Genomic DNA, 13853 nt, shown 5'->3' with positions numbered 1-13853 from the left:
GTTCCTTCCATCAATGTTTCACTGTACTAATCCCACCATAAAGACGGCGAACCCGCCAAGGTTTTCCTTGGCGGGTTCGCGCGCAGTGAGATAGCTGACCGTCAGGCCATCTTGGTGCCGACGGAGCCGAGGCGCTGGCAGGCCTCAACAACGCGGGTAGCCATGCCTGCTTCAGCGACCTTGCCCCATGCACGGGGGTCGTAGGTCTTCTTGTTGCCGACCTCGCCGTCGATCTTGAGGACGCCGTCGTAGTTCTTGAGCATCCAGTCAGCGACGGGGCGGGTGTAGGCGTACTGGGTGTCGGTGTCGACGTTCATCTTGATGACGCCGTTGGCGACTGCCAGTGCGATTTCTTCGTCGGTGGAGCCGGAGCCGCCGTGCATGACCAGGTCGAAGGGACGGTGGTCGATACCGAAGTGTGCGGCAACCTCGTCCTGGATGGTGCCCAGGATTTCGGGGCGGAGCTTGACGAAGCCGGGCTTGTAAGCGCCGTGGACGTTACCGAAGGTCAGGGCGGTGATGTAGCGGCCGTTTTCGCCCAGGCCCAGAGCCTCAACGGTCTTGATGCCGTCAGCGGTGGTGGTGTAGAGCTTTTCGTTGATTTCGCCAACGACGCCGTCTTCTTCGCCGCCAACAGCGCCAACCTCGATCTCAAGGATGGTCTTGGAGCGGACAGCGAGCTCCAGCAGGCGCTTAGCGATTTCGAGGTTCTCGTCAAGGGAGATAGCGGAGCCATCCCACATGTGGGACTGGAACCAGGGCAGGCGGCCTGCCTTGACCTCTTCAGCTTCGAGCTCCATGAGGGCTTCGGTCCAGCCGGGGAGGTTTTCCTTCGAGCAGTGGTCGGTGTGCAGGGCAACGGTGATGCCGTAGCCGTCGGCGATCTCGCGGGCGTAGGCGGCCATTGCGCGCGAGCCTGCGATACGGTCGCGAACGGTGGAGCCGGACCAGTACTCAGCGCCACCCACGGAAACCTGGAGGATACCGTCGGATTCTGCCTCAGCGAAGCCGCGGATTGCAGCGGTCAGGGTCTGGGAAGAGGTCACGTTGATCGCGGGGTAAGCGAACTTACCGTCACGAGCGCGGTTGAGCATTTCGTTGTAGACCTCAGGGGTTGCGATAGGCACAGGAGCCTCCTCATCGACTTAAGCAACTGACAGATCAAATTGTCCCACATTTATCGTGGGAGCAACAGGAATGAAGTCCCGGCCCACCAGCAACGCACATCCGCCCCGAACTGAGAACACATGTGCACAGGCCTGTCGCACCCTCGCTCCACATCGCACCCCGCGCTGCCTCGCACCTCCGCTGCGCAGCTTCCCGGCGCCATTCCTCACGCTCGCCCACCCAGCACCGCCCATCTACACGTTGGCTTTCACCCACGCCCACATGGCAATCGCCGCCGCATGCCCCACATTCATTGAACGCGTAGAACCTCGCTGAGTGATGTGCAACACTCGCGAACATTCCGCACGCATCTGCTCGCTCAACCCAGCCGACTCCTCACCGAACACCACGCACACCTCACCACGCAGGTCATCAGACTCAATCGGCAGCGAGCCCTCCGTATTATCAATCCCCACCACGTCCAGACCGCGCCCACGGCAGTCGGCAATAAATGCGGCAACGTCCTCGTGGTGGACAACCTGCATGTAGCGGTCAGTGACCATCGCCCCGCGACGATTCCACCGCCGCCGCCCCACAATATGCACGCGCCGCGCCCCCAAGGCATTAGCCGTGCGCACGATGGAGCCAATATTGAAATCATGGCCAAGGTTCTCAATGGCCACCTCAAAAGGAAGAGTACGGGCGGCAATATCGGCGCTAATAGCCTCCACCGTCCAGTAGCGGTACTGGTCCTCCACATTGCGCCGATCCCCATGCTCAAGCAATTCGGGGTCGTAGTGGTCGCCCTTGGGCCACGCCTCGCGCCCGCCCGGCCAGGGGCCAACGCCAACGCTCACCTGTTCGCCAGGTTCGACGAGGTCGGCAGGGATGGCGAGGTTGGCGGGCGAGGTGTGCTCTACAGGTGGGGCGAGGTCGGTCGGCGGGGCACTCTCAGCAGAGGTACCAGACGCAGCAGGAACAGTGTTCTCAGCAGAGGCACCGGCCTCGCCAGCACCTACAGGCCCGCCAGCCTCGCCGTCTACGACATTTCCCTTGGGGTCCACGCCGTTTGCTCCCTCTTGTTCTGCGCTCATTTGCTCTAGGGTAATCGCCCGCCCTGCACATCGGCACCCAGGCGCAGGCAAGACCACCCCGGAAGGCGACTTTCACAGTGATGCGCGCTACATTTGAGGTATGACGACAATTGATGCTGCCCCCACGCCTCTCGACGACCTCCCTCCCGTTTCCGCCTGGCTCTCCGACATGGACGGCGTCCTCGTCAAGGAAAACCGAGCCCTCCCCGGCGCACAACAATTCCTCGACGCCCTTGAACAGCGCGGCATTCCCTTCCTCGTCCTGACCAACAACTCCATCTTCACCAACCGCGACCTTTCCGCACGCCTGGAGCGCTCCGGCCTGCACGTCCCCGAAGAACGCATCTGGACCTCCGCAAACGCCACCGCCGCCTTCTTGCACCAGCAGTCCCCGCGATCCACAGCCTTTGCCATTGGTGAGGCTGGCCTCACCACCGCCCTACACGCGGCGGGCTACATCATGACCGACCAGGACCCTGAATATGTGGTGCTGGGCGAAACCCGCTCCTATGACTTCAACGCCATCACCCGCGCTATTCGCCTGATCGAAAAAGGTGCCAAGTTCATTGCGACCAACCCCGACGTAACCGGCCCCTCCGACGAAGGCACCCTGCCTGCCACCGGCGCAATCGCCGCCATGATCCAAGCAGCTACAGGCCGCTCACCCTACTTCGTCGGCAAGCCCAATCCCGTCATGATCCGCGCTGGCCTCAATAAGATCGGCGCCCACTCCGAGCATGCCGCCATGGTTGGCGACCGCATGGACACCGACATTCAAGCCGGTGTTGAAGCTGGCCTGCGCACGCACCTGGTGCTCTCAGGCTCAACCACAATTGAGCAGGTGGAGAACTTCCCCTTCCGCCCCTTCGGTATTCACACCGGCATCGGCGAGCTCATTGAGTTGATTGAGGGCGGACACTGAGGACCTACGGGGTTCACCTCCCCTCCGTGTCCGCCTCAGAAGCCACAACCAGCCATAGAGTCGCAGCACCGTCATGCCCACTCCCCATGACCAGCGAGGTGGATACTCCTCTGAAAACGCTAGGCTTAGCACTATGACGAATGATTCCCACAAGGCACGCCTGTCCGAACTGGTCCGCGAACTCGCAGTCATCCACGAAAAAGTCACCCTGGCTTCCGGCCTCGAATCCGACTTCTACGTGGATATGCGTCGCGCGACACTGCACCATGAGGCTGCGCCTCTGATCGGGCACGTCATGCTTGACCTGCTGGAAGAATCCGGCTTCGCCCCCGGCGACTACGACGCCGTTGGTGGCCTAACCATGGGTGCCGATCCTGTGGCTACCGCCATGCTGCACGCTGCCGCATCACGTGGCCTGGATGTGGATGCTTTCGTGGTTCGCAAGGCCGCGAAGGATCACGGCATGAAGCGCCAGATTGAAGGCCCCGATGTTGCAGGCCGTCGCGTCATCGTCCTGGAGGACACCTCCACCACGGGCGGCTCACCCTTGGAAGCTGCGCGCGCCCTGCGTGAAGCCGGTGCTGAGGTGTTGGCTGTGGCCGTCATCGTCGACCGCGCAACCGGAGCGAAGGAAAAGATCGAGGCAGAGGGCTTCCCCTACTTCTACGCTCTGGGCTTGGAGGACTTGGGGCTGGCCTGATTTGGGGCCAAGGTGGCTTGGGGCCTAGGTGGCTTGGGGCTCAGTTGGCTGGTGGCCGAGCTGGTTCGGGTCTCAGTTGGCTTGAGGCTCGGATGGCTTGAGGTTGGCCGTACGCCTTAATGCTTTATGTACGCTTTAGCGCAGTGTGTACGCGGCACACCATGTACACACTGCGCTAACCCGTACTTAAGGCGATAACCCGCACTGACCGATTGGCCCAGCCCTCGTCACATATGCGGGAACAGCCCCGTCACCTTGTGCACGAGGCCGCGCGGAGCCAACCGCACCGCAAGCTGCGCCACCTTGTACTGGGCACCTGGCGTGACATGCTTTTGTCCACGGCGCACCGCATCAAGAGCTTCGGTGACAACCTGCTCGGCCGAGGTCCACGCCCAGGTGGGCATGTCCTCGTAGCTCATACCCGTGCGCTCATGGAAGTTCGTCAAGGTGGGGCCGGGGCTCACGCAGGTGGCCGTCACACCGCTTCCCCGCAAATCCTGGGATAAGGCTTCGGTGAAGGCCCGAACCCATGCCTTGTGAGCGCCATACACACCCATGCCGGTCACCGCTGCTACCGATGAGACATTGAGGATGGCTCCACGTCCGCGAGCGCTCATGGAGCGTGCGGCGTGATGGGAAAGCATCATGACGGCTCGGACCATGACGTCCAGGGCAGCTTCTTCGGCGTCGAAGTCGTTGGTGAGGAAGGATTCTCCCAGGGCGTATCCGGCGTTATTGAAAAGTAGCCCTACAGGTGGGAGTGCCTCTCCGAGGCCAACGTCTAGGCGGGCACATACGCGCTCGCAATCCTCACGCTCTGACAGATCAGCCGGAATAACTTCGGCGCTTACTCCGGCAATCATGCGCAGGTCGTTGGCTAGAGCCTCAAGGCGTTCTTCGTTGCGCGCGACAAGCACAAGGTCGTGCCCGGCGGCAGCCAGTTGCCAACAAAACTCTTCACCAATGCCGGAGGTTGCTCCGGTGACTAATGCGGTACCCATGGGTGCAATGCTACGTGTTTTCAGTCGACGTTCTTGAAACGGCTGCAGTGCTATTACCTCACCCCGGCGTTCCGGCAGCTATGTTTCCGCATGTGCATCCAGCGGCTTTCCAAGACCCAAGACCTACGAATCCGCCCTGAAGTCACACGCAAGCACAGCAGAACTTCACACCTACTTCGTACTAGTGCGAAGCTGAGTACGAAGTTCAGTACGAAGCTGGTGTGAAGTCCCACCTTGTGCCTCCATACCGCCACCTCCGCCTGCCCTCCCGTAGGCTAGTGCCCATGAGGATTACCACCTGGAACGTTAACTCCATTCGCACCCGCGTTGATCGGGTTATTGCTTTCCTGGAGCGCTCGGGCACGGATGTGCTGGCTATGCAGGAGATTAAGTGCAAACCTGAACAGTTCCCCGCCCAGGCTTTTGAGGAAGCCGGGTATCATGTTGCCGTTCATGGCTTGAATCAGTGGAATGGTGTGGCGGTGGCGAGCCGTCTGCCGATTGTGGAGGTACGCCAGGAGTTCCCTGCTCAGCCCACGTGGGGTGATCCCGCTGTTGTCGAAGCGCGCGCCTTGGGTGTGACCGTGGAGGACGAGGCCGGGCAGCGCACCACCGTGTGGAGCCTGTATGTGCCCAATGGGCGCGAGTTGGATAATCCGCATTACCCCTACAAGTTGGAGTGGTTGGCCGCCTTGCGCGCCGAGGCAAAGATGTGGCTGGAGGCTGATCCCAACGCTCGTATTGCTCTGGTGGGTGATTGGAATATTGCGCCCTTTGACCATGATGTGTGGGATATGGCGGCTTTCGAGGGCGCCACGCATGTGTCCGAGGCCGAGCGCGCGGCCTTCTTTGCCTTCGCCGAAGATGGCTGGGCGGAAGTGACCCGCGAGCGCGTGGATAACTACACCTACTGGGATTATCAGAAGCTGCGTTTCCCGAAGAATGAGGGGATGCGTATTGACTTCATTTACGCTTCCCCTGCTTTGGCCGAGGCTGTGCGATCGGCGGAGATTGACCGAAATGAGCGTAAGGGCAAGGGCGCGTCCGATCATGTGCCGGTGATCGTGGACGTTGACTAACGCCAACGATCAATAACCAACACTGCGCATTCAGCAACCAACGGGCAGCAGACGCCACCAGGTAGGCTGCCACTCTACGGGCTAGGGCTGCACTGTCAGCGCCCGGAGGTTAGGGCATCGTTGAAGTTGGCCCAGTTGTCCTTGTGCCAGGGGCCGAAGGGTTCTGTGCCGAGGAATGCTGCGCCGATTTTTTCGATGGGGTCGATCCAGAGGAAGGATCCGGTGACGCCGAAGTGTCCGAAGGCCTGGGGTGAGGCTCCCCGTGGCATCCAGTGGGGGTCTTTGTCGCCGTGGATTTCCATGCCCAGGCCCCAGAGGCATTGGCGGTAGCGTCCATACCCGGGCACAACGCCTGCTAGTTCAGCGAAGTGGGGGGTGACGGCGTCCATGTACATGGCGGGGGTGAGCAGGCGGGGGGCAAGGAGCTCTTGGCCGAAGGTCACCAGGTCGGCAAGTGAGGAGGTGATGCCGTGTGCGGGCGACCCTTCGAAGACCGTGTCATGCAGGCCCAGAGGTTCAAAAACTGTCTGCGCTACCCATTGGTTGAAGGCGGTGCCGGTTGCGGCGGCCACGGCCTCGGCCAGGATTTCAAAGCCCGCATTGGAGTAGATGCGGCGTTTGCCGACTTCTACTTGTGCTTCGCGGGACTCGTAGGGCAGGCCGGAGGCGTGGGCGAGGAGGTGGCGGATGGTGGCTCCGTCGGGGCCTGCGGGGGTGTCGAGGCTGAGGTAGCCGCCGTCAATGGCGATCAGCGCACCGTATGCGGAGAAGAGTTTGCTGACGGAGGCCAGGGGGTAGGTTCGCCGTTGGGCGCCGTCTCGTAGGAGGGTTTCGTCTGGGGTGAAGAGGGCGTAGGCGTGTTCGAAGGGGACAGGAAAGTCACTCAGAGATGTGGCGAACAAAGTGCATCACCCTCACGTAGACGTCAGCGATATCTTCCGATATTTGTCCGCTGAACTCTACGAGGGCATCCGGCGTGATCTTTAACTGCACGATGCAGGTGGCCAGGAAGCTCGCGATGACGTCCAGCGAACTGTCACTCTTCACCATATACCGTGATTGCAGTCCTGTCCCCTGCCAGAAGGTGAGAATCATGTCGGCCATGCGTTCGGCTGGCATGAGGAACTCAAGCGCTCCTTTTTCTCGGTCCTTTTCTGCCTGGGAGGCGAGGAAGTCAAGGATGAGTTCACGTCGAGCGTTGATGTATTCGCGTACGGGGTGATCGTTGGCGGTGGCTTCGCAGGCAACAATTGCTGACAGGCCGAGCACCACGTCTGCGTCTTCGCGTTTTGCAAGCCGCATGAGGCAAATAGCGAGTTCCCGATATGATTTGATCTTCAGCCCATGAATGACTAATTCATCGGTGTTGGGATCAATCTCGACGTCAATTGCGCCGTAGGCGTCTTCCCAGCGGACAATGACTGCTCGGATGAGAGCTTCCTTATTGGGGAAGTGATAGATAACTGCCGGGTGGGAGATGCCAACGTGGCGGGCTAGATCGCGCAGGGCAATGCCGTGATATCCGACTTGCGCAATCAGTTCGGTCGCTGACTTAAGGATGGCTTCGCGTGTCGCAATGCCCACGGAATACGATCCTTTGGGTTTGCGTCCCTCCGGCATGTTTACTCCATTCTTCACAGCATCCCGGCAGGGGATGCTGCATTATAGGACAGACTTTCACACTGTGTGGGTGTTTTAGCTAAACAATCTACTTGCCCCATTCTCTCCCCTCAAACAGCGTTCAGGCAAGCCTTAAGAACTAGTGAATGAGAGCGAAAACTAATCGACTTTCTTTCGGACAGAGAGTATTCCCTGATAATGACAAGGATTTACCCAGTTTTTGACCAAATGCTCAATTTTTCAATGCGAGAAAAAGGATGGGATAGCACACATTTGTGCTATCCCATCCTTCAGGCTTCAGGCTAACTACAGCGCTTCATCAAAAGCACTGACATGCAAACCATCGCCCGATCGATCCACCCGGACACTCTGCCCGTCCTTGACCTCACCAGAAAGAATCAGGCCAGCCAAGCGATCCCCGATCTCGCGCTGCACCAGGCGACGCAGCGGGCGAGCACCATAAGCCGGATCGTAACCAACCTCAGCCAGCCACTGGCGGGCCTCGTCAGTCACGCTCAACTCAATGCGACGGCCCACCAGGCGGGCAGCCATCGCCGCCACCTGCAGGTCAACGATATGAGCCAGATCCTCACGCGAGAGGGCCTCGAAGATCAACGTCTCATCCAGACGGTTGAGGAACTCGGGCTTGAAGGCGCGGCGAACCGTTGCCATGACGGATTCTTCCCTCTCCCCCTCACTGAGCAGCGGGTCAACAAGGAACTGCGACCCCAGGTTCGAGGTGAGAATCAGAATCGTATTGCGGAAGTCGACCGTGCGGCCCTGCCCATCCGTCAGACGCCCGTCATCAAGCACCTGCAGCAAGATGTCAAAGACCTCAGGATCGGCCTTCTCAACCTCGTCAAGCAGAACCACGCAGTAGGGGCGACGGCGCACGGCTTCGGTCAACTGACCGCCCTGCTCGTAGCCCACATATCCCGGGGAAGCACCCACCAGGCGAGCCACAGAATGCTTCTCGGAGTACTCGCTCATATCGATGCGCACAATCGCACGCTCGTCATCAAAGAGAAACTCCGCCAACGCCTTGGCCAGCTCCGTCTTACCCACGCCCGTTGGACCAAGGAAGAGGAAGGAGCCAGTGGGCCGGTCAGGATCGGAAATGCCTGCGCGCGCACGGCGCACCGCGTCCGACACCGCGCGCACAGCCTTCTTTTGGCCGACGAGGCGCCCGCCGATGACCTCCTCCATGTGGAGCAGCTTTTCGCTCTCCCCCTGGAGCAGACGCCCGGTGGGAATACCCGTCCACGCCTCCACGACCTCGGCAATCTCCGTCGGGCCCACCTTCTCGGCAATCAGCGGATCGGCAGCGTTCTCTTCGGCGGCTGCGGCGGCAGCCTCGGCCTGCGCGATCTGGGCTTCCACCTCGGGGATGGCCCCGTTTTGCAGGCGGCCCGCATCCTCCCACCGGTTCTCACGGATGGCGAGCTCCAACTGGGTGCGCAGTTCGTCGAGTTGCACGCGAAGATCACCCACGCGGTTGTGGCCAGCCTTTTCGGCCTCCCAGCGCGAGGTGAGGGCGGTGAGTTCCTCGTTCTTATCGGCCAGGTCAGCGCGCAGCTTCGCCAGACGATCCTGCGTATCTTCATCCAGCCTCTCGGGGTCAGACTCGGCAAGGTAGGACTCCTCCATGCGCAGGCGGTCAACCTGACGCTGCAGGGCGTCCAGTTCCACAGGGCTGGAGTCAAGCTCCATACGCAGGCGCGAGGCAGCCTCGTCAATCAGGTCAATGGCCTTATCGGGCAGTTGACGGCCCGTAATGTAGCGGTCCGAGAGCTGCGCGGCGGCAACAAGCGCGCCATCTGAGATCGTCACCTTGTGGTGGGCCTCGTACTTGGGGGCAATACCGCGCAGGATCGCCACCGTGTCTTCCACCGAGGGTTCCCCAACGAAAACCTGCTGGAAGCGGCGCTCCAGCGCGGGGTCTTTCTCGATGTTTTCACGGTACTCATCCAGGGTGGTTGCGCCGACCATGCGCAGTTCGCCGCGGGCCAGCATGGGCTTGAGCATATTGCCCGCATCCATGGACCCTTCCGAACCTGCGCCCGCCCCAACGACGGTGTGCAGCTCGTCAATGAAGGTGATGATCTGCCCGTCGGAGCGTTCAATCTCGGCCAACACAGCCTTGAGGCGTTCCTCAAATTCCCCGCGATACTTCGCCCCTGCCACCATGGCCGTCAGGTCCAGGGCGATGAGGGTCTTATCGCGTAGGGAGTCGGGGACGTCGCCGGCAACGATGCGCTGGGCCAGGCCTTCAACGACGGCGGTTTTGCCGACGCCGGGCTCACCGATCAGTACGGGGTTGTTCTTGGTGCGGCGTGAGAGCACCTGAATGACGCGGCGGATTTCGGTGTCGCGGCCGATCACGGGGTCGAGTTTGCCTTGGCGGGCAACTTCGGTGAGGTCGCGGCCGTATTGGGTGAGTGCTTCGAAGGTGCCCTCCGGGTTGGCGGTGGTGATGGGGTCGGGGCGAAGCTGGGCGAGGGCCTGACGCAACGCGTCGGCTGTGGCACCAGCGTCGGTGAGGATACGCTGAGCATCAGAAGGGGTGTTGGCCAGGGCGATGAGCAGGTGCTCGGTGGAGACGTATTGGTCCCCGCCTTCTTCGGCCAGGCTTTGGGCGTTTGTGACGACCCCCAGCAGTGCGCGGGAGGTTTGCGGTTGGGCTCCGCCTACGCCGCCTGTCATACGAGGCAGAGCGGCCACGCCGTTGCGGGTGCGCGCACCGATGGTGGCGCGGTCGGCTCCGACGGCGGCCAGGAGGGACAGGGCGATGCCGCCCTCTTGTTCGAGCAGCGCCTGGAGCAGGTGGAGGGTGTCCACCTGGGGGTTGCCTGCTGCGGCTGCGTTCTGGAGGGCAGTCGAGATGGCTTCTTGAGATTTCGTGGTGAACTCTTGGGTCACGGTGCCTCCTTTGAGGTTGTTGGGGCCTGCATGGTGCCGCCCGTTGAGTCTGGCTTGCCGAGCATGCCGTGCCGAGGACGTCGCTTCACTATCGCTGCGTCGAGGGCGGCTGCGGTTGGCACATAGGGCGCGAGGGGCTATCAACCGACGGATGAAAAGTCTGCTGATTGATAGTGGTGACTTCTTCTCGTCCCGCTTGTACTCGTTCCGCCCCTCTGCTTGAGGGAGGGCTGGTCAGCGCGGGGGTGTCGGCACTGCATGCAGGCCGGTATGACGGTTGTGCTGGTGTGGGCGTGCGTGTTCTTCTGGCACCCCACTAACAAAGTTGAGCCTACTCCACTCAACTTTGTTTTGCTACCGGAAATTCTGTGCCGCCCAGCACAGAAAAATGTCTCCTGCCCGGATAGCTACCACTCGGCAACAGGAAAGCAGGCGACAATCACTTCTTGTCCCATCTAGCGTGAGCACAAGGAATTGGCATAAGCGCCACCACACCTTCAGTAATTCACCTGCCTATTCAGCGCCTGTTCGCTCCTGCTAGTCTCATGCCATGGGCTCCAATCGGTCATTCACCGGCGGAAACACAGTCCGCTACCCCGCTCCCGATGTTGCGCGCGGAGTCATGCTCATCCTTATTTCCCTGGCGCATGTCGGCCTGTGGTCCCAGCTTGTGCCCGTCCAGGCCACCCCCACCACCCTTGATGCCGTGTTCACCGTACTCAGAGTAGGCCTGGTAGATGTACGCGCCTACCCACTGTTCGCCATGCTGTTTGGCTTTGGGTTGGCCGTCATGGCTCGTCGTCGAATCACTCATCAACTGCACAGCACGAACACCTCGCCCACAGATCACGAGGACACTGCTCACGAGAACACTGCTCACGGGGGCAGTGCCTACCGGGAAACTGGGACAGCCCTTGAAGACGCTCAGGCTGATGCCCGCCGCTTGCTGCGCCGACGCGGCTGGTGGATGCTGCCCTTCGGTTTTGTCCACGGCCTGATCTTCCCCACCGAGGTGATTGGAACCTACGGGATCCTTGCCCTTGTATGTGCGGGCCTCATATCGCGCGGTAAGCATCGACAGATGCTTGCCATTGCCACCCCCTTCTTCATCGTCTCTATCGCCGCTGCAGCGCTGCGGGTTTTCATCTCTCAGGATGCAAGCCCACCCTTTCGCACGTTAGAAGGAAGCGGTGCGGCGCTCCTATCGAATATCAGTGGTTGGCTTGTGACCACCGTTGCTGGCCTGGTTTTCACCGCTGTTGTTATGGCTACCAGTATCGGGGTTTACTTGGCCTCCACCGATGTCCTCACTTCCCCTGAAAAGCATCGTCGTCTACTCCTCATCAGTGCTGTGAGCGGCTTGAGCGTCGCGATGTTCAGTGGACTTCCTCAAGGACTTGCCCAAGTGGGCGCGCTCACTGAGGTCGGCTATGGAGCGCCGACGTGGTGGATGTACTGCCTGTCAGCCTTGGGCGGTTTGGCTGGCGGCTGGGGATGGCTCAGCCTTATCACTGTGCTGACTGGCCCCGCTCCGGGCAATGGTCAATTACGAGGTATCCGCTGGGTATTGTCCGCTGTCGGGCGACGTTCAATGACCGCATACATCGCCCAGAGTGTAGTGTTTGCACTCCTTTTCCTGGTGCTTGAGCACACCGGTTTAGCCATGTCAGAAAGCCTTAACGTCCTGATCGCATGGCTGGTGTGGGCAGTCATTGCCCTGGCGTGTGTATCCATGGAAGTGGCAGGCAGGCGCGGCCCGCTCGAGACTCTGCTTCGTCAAGCAGTCGCTGCAAGCGCGCGTCCACGCGTTTAAGGCTGCGCCCAGGTCCCGGGCTCCCCTTCCTGTGGCGAGGCCGAGGCCGATCCTTCCTCAGTTGGCAAAGCCGCCTGTGGCGCAGGTTGGGCCTGAGCAGGGCGGGCCGAGGTAGTTTGAGCTGGGGCAGATTGAGCTGGCGCAGGCTGGGCTGGCGCGCCTTGGGCCTGAGCAGGGTGGGCTGGCGCGGCTTGAGGGGACGCCGCGCTCTGGTAGGGCATCTGCTCCCCCATCGGAGGAGTCATAGGGTAGGCGCCCGCTGATCCCGCCTGACCAGGCTGAGGGTAGGGCCGGGGAATCACCGGCACTCGCTGCATTCCAGGGGCCGTTGGCGGAAGAAGCACTGGGGGTACCGGAACAGGCTTTCCTGTCGATGCGACAGCGCTACGCAAAAGCACTTCGAAAGGCCCGCGCTTCCCCGCATACTCCAAAGCCACACACAGTGCAGCGATCAGTAGCCACGTCGCCCACGCCAACAAAACATTCGACGTCTCCGACACCGGCCAGCCCAGCGCATTCACCGTTGCGAAGATCGCCAGGAAGCTCACACTTTGCAGCAGGTAAGCCGTCATTGAACGGCGGCCCACAGCGGAAAGAACCCAGCGGATCCCTCGTAGTCCGCCAGTCGTCGGGGCAGGGCCGGTCAATAGGGCAATAAGAGACAACCATCCCCACGCGCCAGGAAGCCCACCAAAAGCAGCCAGGGTGTACATCCACCACTGGAGTCCACCAGCAAGAAGATCCGCCTTAGCCATTCCTGCGGGCAGACCCACAACGAAGGCAACGCTCAAACCCAGAACCGCGCTCACACCCAAGAAACGGCGGTGCTGTTCAGGGTGAGTTAAATAGTCAGTTTTTGCCAAGTGCACGCCAATACCGGCAGCCACAATGATATTCGACAAGAGCAGCGAGAAGCCCGTCGTCACGCCCCACGTGCCAACGTGGATCAGTGGCGTAAGGGGCGTGTACTCCACAGATAGTAGAGTCCCTTGTTCCGTGCCCTCAGGGATAAAGGCCTTGCCAGCCATTGCAAAAGCCCCAATGACCATAGGGAACGCGCCAATAATGATCATGGTTCGAGGCTTTTCTGCTACAACAAGCCCAGCAAAAATGAGGGCGACAATCGCGTAGGAGCCAATAATGTCACCTGGGAAAATCAAGGCATGAACAGCGCCGAAGAGCAGCATCCACCAGCCGCGGCGGCGCAGAAGACGACGCGCATCCACCATCGCTGCGGCCATAAACGACTGCTCCTGGGCTGCCATGAAAGCCGGATGAGTTGTGGCCGGGTCCAGCGCCCCCATTGACGCGCGCGCCTTGCCCATGTACTGGGCGCGTCGACGCTGCACCATCACCATAAGCCCGAAGCCGAAGAGCATGGAAAACAGCGGGTAGGCGCGCTGGTCAATCAGCCCCACGCGCAACACGGTGAAGATCGCATCAAGGGCTGAGCTTTGCACCTGCGAGGGGATGACTGCCGCCCACACGCCAATGTTTGCCAGGGCAATAAGGATCAGCATGAATCCGCGTGCCACATCAGGCACGGGGTACCGGACGGCATTTCCTTCGGTAAATGAAACAGCTTTCGACATGCACTG

At 60.9% G+C, this 13853-nt stretch carries 11 protein-coding genes; 4 read left to right on the top strand and 7 right to left on the bottom strand.

The window, feature by feature from the left end:
- Positions 1 to 101: 101 nt before the first annotated feature.
- Positions 102 to 1127: a class II fructose-bisphosphate aldolase gene (fbaA, locus tag EII11_RS07360; protein ID WP_124870886.1), complete on the bottom strand. Its 1026-nt coding sequence runs from the start codon at positions 1125 to 1127 to the stop codon at positions 102 to 104.
- Positions 1128 to 1361: 234 nt separating this feature from the next.
- Complete coding sequence (locus EII11_RS07355; protein ID WP_240623101.1) at positions 1362 to 1997, bottom strand: TrmH family RNA methyltransferase; 636 nt, start codon at positions 1995 to 1997, stop codon at positions 1362 to 1364.
- A 304-nt stretch (positions 1998 to 2301) separates the two neighbouring features.
- On the opposite strand from EII11_RS07355, the gene EII11_RS07350 reads away from it, so the two are divergent.
- Together EII11_RS07350 and pyrE are read left to right on the top strand one after the other, a co-directional pair.
- Complete coding sequence (locus EII11_RS07350) at positions 2302 to 3123, top strand: HAD-IIA family hydrolase (RefSeq protein ID WP_124870881.1); 822 nt, start codon at positions 2302 to 2304, stop codon at positions 3121 to 3123.
- 133 nt (positions 3124 to 3256) lie between these two features.
- Positions 3257 to 3823, top strand: coding sequence for an orotate phosphoribosyltransferase (pyrE, locus tag EII11_RS07345; RefSeq protein WP_124870878.1), 567 nt, complete (start codon positions 3257 to 3259; stop codon positions 3821 to 3823).
- 227 nt (positions 3824 to 4050) lie between these two features.
- Here pyrE and EII11_RS07340 read toward each other — a convergent pair whose 3' ends face one another.
- A complete protein-coding gene (locus tag EII11_RS07340; protein ID WP_124870876.1) occupies positions 4051 to 4824 on the bottom strand; it encodes an SDR family NAD(P)-dependent oxidoreductase in 774 nt (257 codons plus the stop codon).
- A gap of 284 nt (positions 4825 to 5108) precedes the next feature.
- On the opposite strand from EII11_RS07340, the gene EII11_RS07335 reads away from it, so the two are divergent.
- Entirely contained in the window at positions 5109 to 5903 is a 795-nt protein-coding gene (locus EII11_RS07335; RefSeq protein WP_124870873.1) for an exodeoxyribonuclease III, read from the top strand.
- Between the two features lie 95 nt (positions 5904 to 5998).
- Here the strand turns inward: EII11_RS07335 and EII11_RS07330 are convergent, their stop codons facing one another.
- The 3 genes from EII11_RS07330 to EII11_RS07320 all read right to left on the bottom strand — a co-directional run bounded on the left by EII11_RS07330 (position 5999) and on the right by EII11_RS07320 (position 10442).
- A complete protein-coding gene (locus EII11_RS07330) occupies positions 5999 to 6805 on the bottom strand; it encodes a serine hydrolase domain-containing protein (protein WP_124870871.1) in 807 nt (268 codons plus the stop codon).
- Complete coding sequence (locus tag EII11_RS07325) at positions 6783 to 7487, bottom strand: TetR/AcrR family transcriptional regulator (protein ID WP_165867101.1); 705 nt, start codon at positions 7485 to 7487, stop codon at positions 6783 to 6785. The genes EII11_RS07330 and EII11_RS07325 overlap by 23 nt, the downstream gene beginning before the upstream one ends.
- A gap of 342 nt (positions 7488 to 7829) precedes the next feature.
- Positions 7830 to 10442 (bottom strand): ATP-dependent Clp protease ATP-binding subunit, encoded by a 2613-nt coding sequence (locus EII11_RS07320; protein WP_124870865.1) that lies wholly within the window; start codon positions 10440 to 10442, stop codon positions 7830 to 7832.
- Positions 10443 to 10992: 550 nt separating this feature from the next.
- On the opposite strand from EII11_RS07320, the gene EII11_RS07315 reads away from it, so the two are divergent.
- On the top strand, positions 10993 to 12255 hold the full coding sequence (locus EII11_RS07315; protein WP_124870862.1) for a DUF418 domain-containing protein: 1263 nt from the start codon (positions 10993 to 10995) through the stop codon (positions 12253 to 12255).
- Here the strand turns inward: EII11_RS07315 and EII11_RS07310 are convergent.
- Complete coding sequence (locus tag EII11_RS07310; RefSeq protein ID WP_124870859.1) at positions 12252 to 13847, bottom strand: DUF418 domain-containing protein; 1596 nt, start codon at positions 13845 to 13847, stop codon at positions 12252 to 12254. The two genes, EII11_RS07315 and EII11_RS07310, sit on opposite strands and share 4 nt — an antisense overlap.
- Between the last annotated feature and the right edge of the window lie 6 nt (positions 13848 to 13853).

Source organism: Schaalia canis, assembly GCF_003858455.1.
GTDB lineage: Bacteria > Actinomycetota > Actinomycetes > Actinomycetales > Actinomycetaceae > Pauljensenia > Pauljensenia canis.
The sequence above is the reverse complement of the archived record's forward strand: the minus strand, read 5'-3'. Positions and strand labels throughout refer to the sequence as shown.

Coding starts and splice junctions, on each gene's coding strand:
- EII11_RS07350 (WP_124870881.1), top strand. CDS start 2,302: ATGACGACAATTGATGCTGCCCCCACGCCTCTCGACGACCTCCCTCCC.
- EII11_RS07340 (WP_124870876.1), bottom strand. CDS start 4,824: ATGGGTACCGCATTAGTCACCGGAGCAACCTCCGGCATTGGTGAAGAG.
- EII11_RS07315 (WP_124870862.1), top strand. CDS start 10,993: ATGGGCTCCAATCGGTCATTCACCGGCGGAAACACAGTCCGCTACCCC.
- pyrE (WP_124870878.1), top strand. CDS start 3,257: ATGACGAATGATTCCCACAAGGCACGCCTGTCCGAACTGGTCCGCGAA.
- EII11_RS07335 (WP_124870873.1), top strand. CDS start 5,109: ATGAGGATTACCACCTGGAACGTTAACTCCATTCGCACCCGCGTTGAT.
- EII11_RS07310 (WP_124870859.1), bottom strand. CDS start 13,847: ATGTCGAAAGCTGTTTCATTTACCGAAGGAAATGCCGTCCGGTACCCC.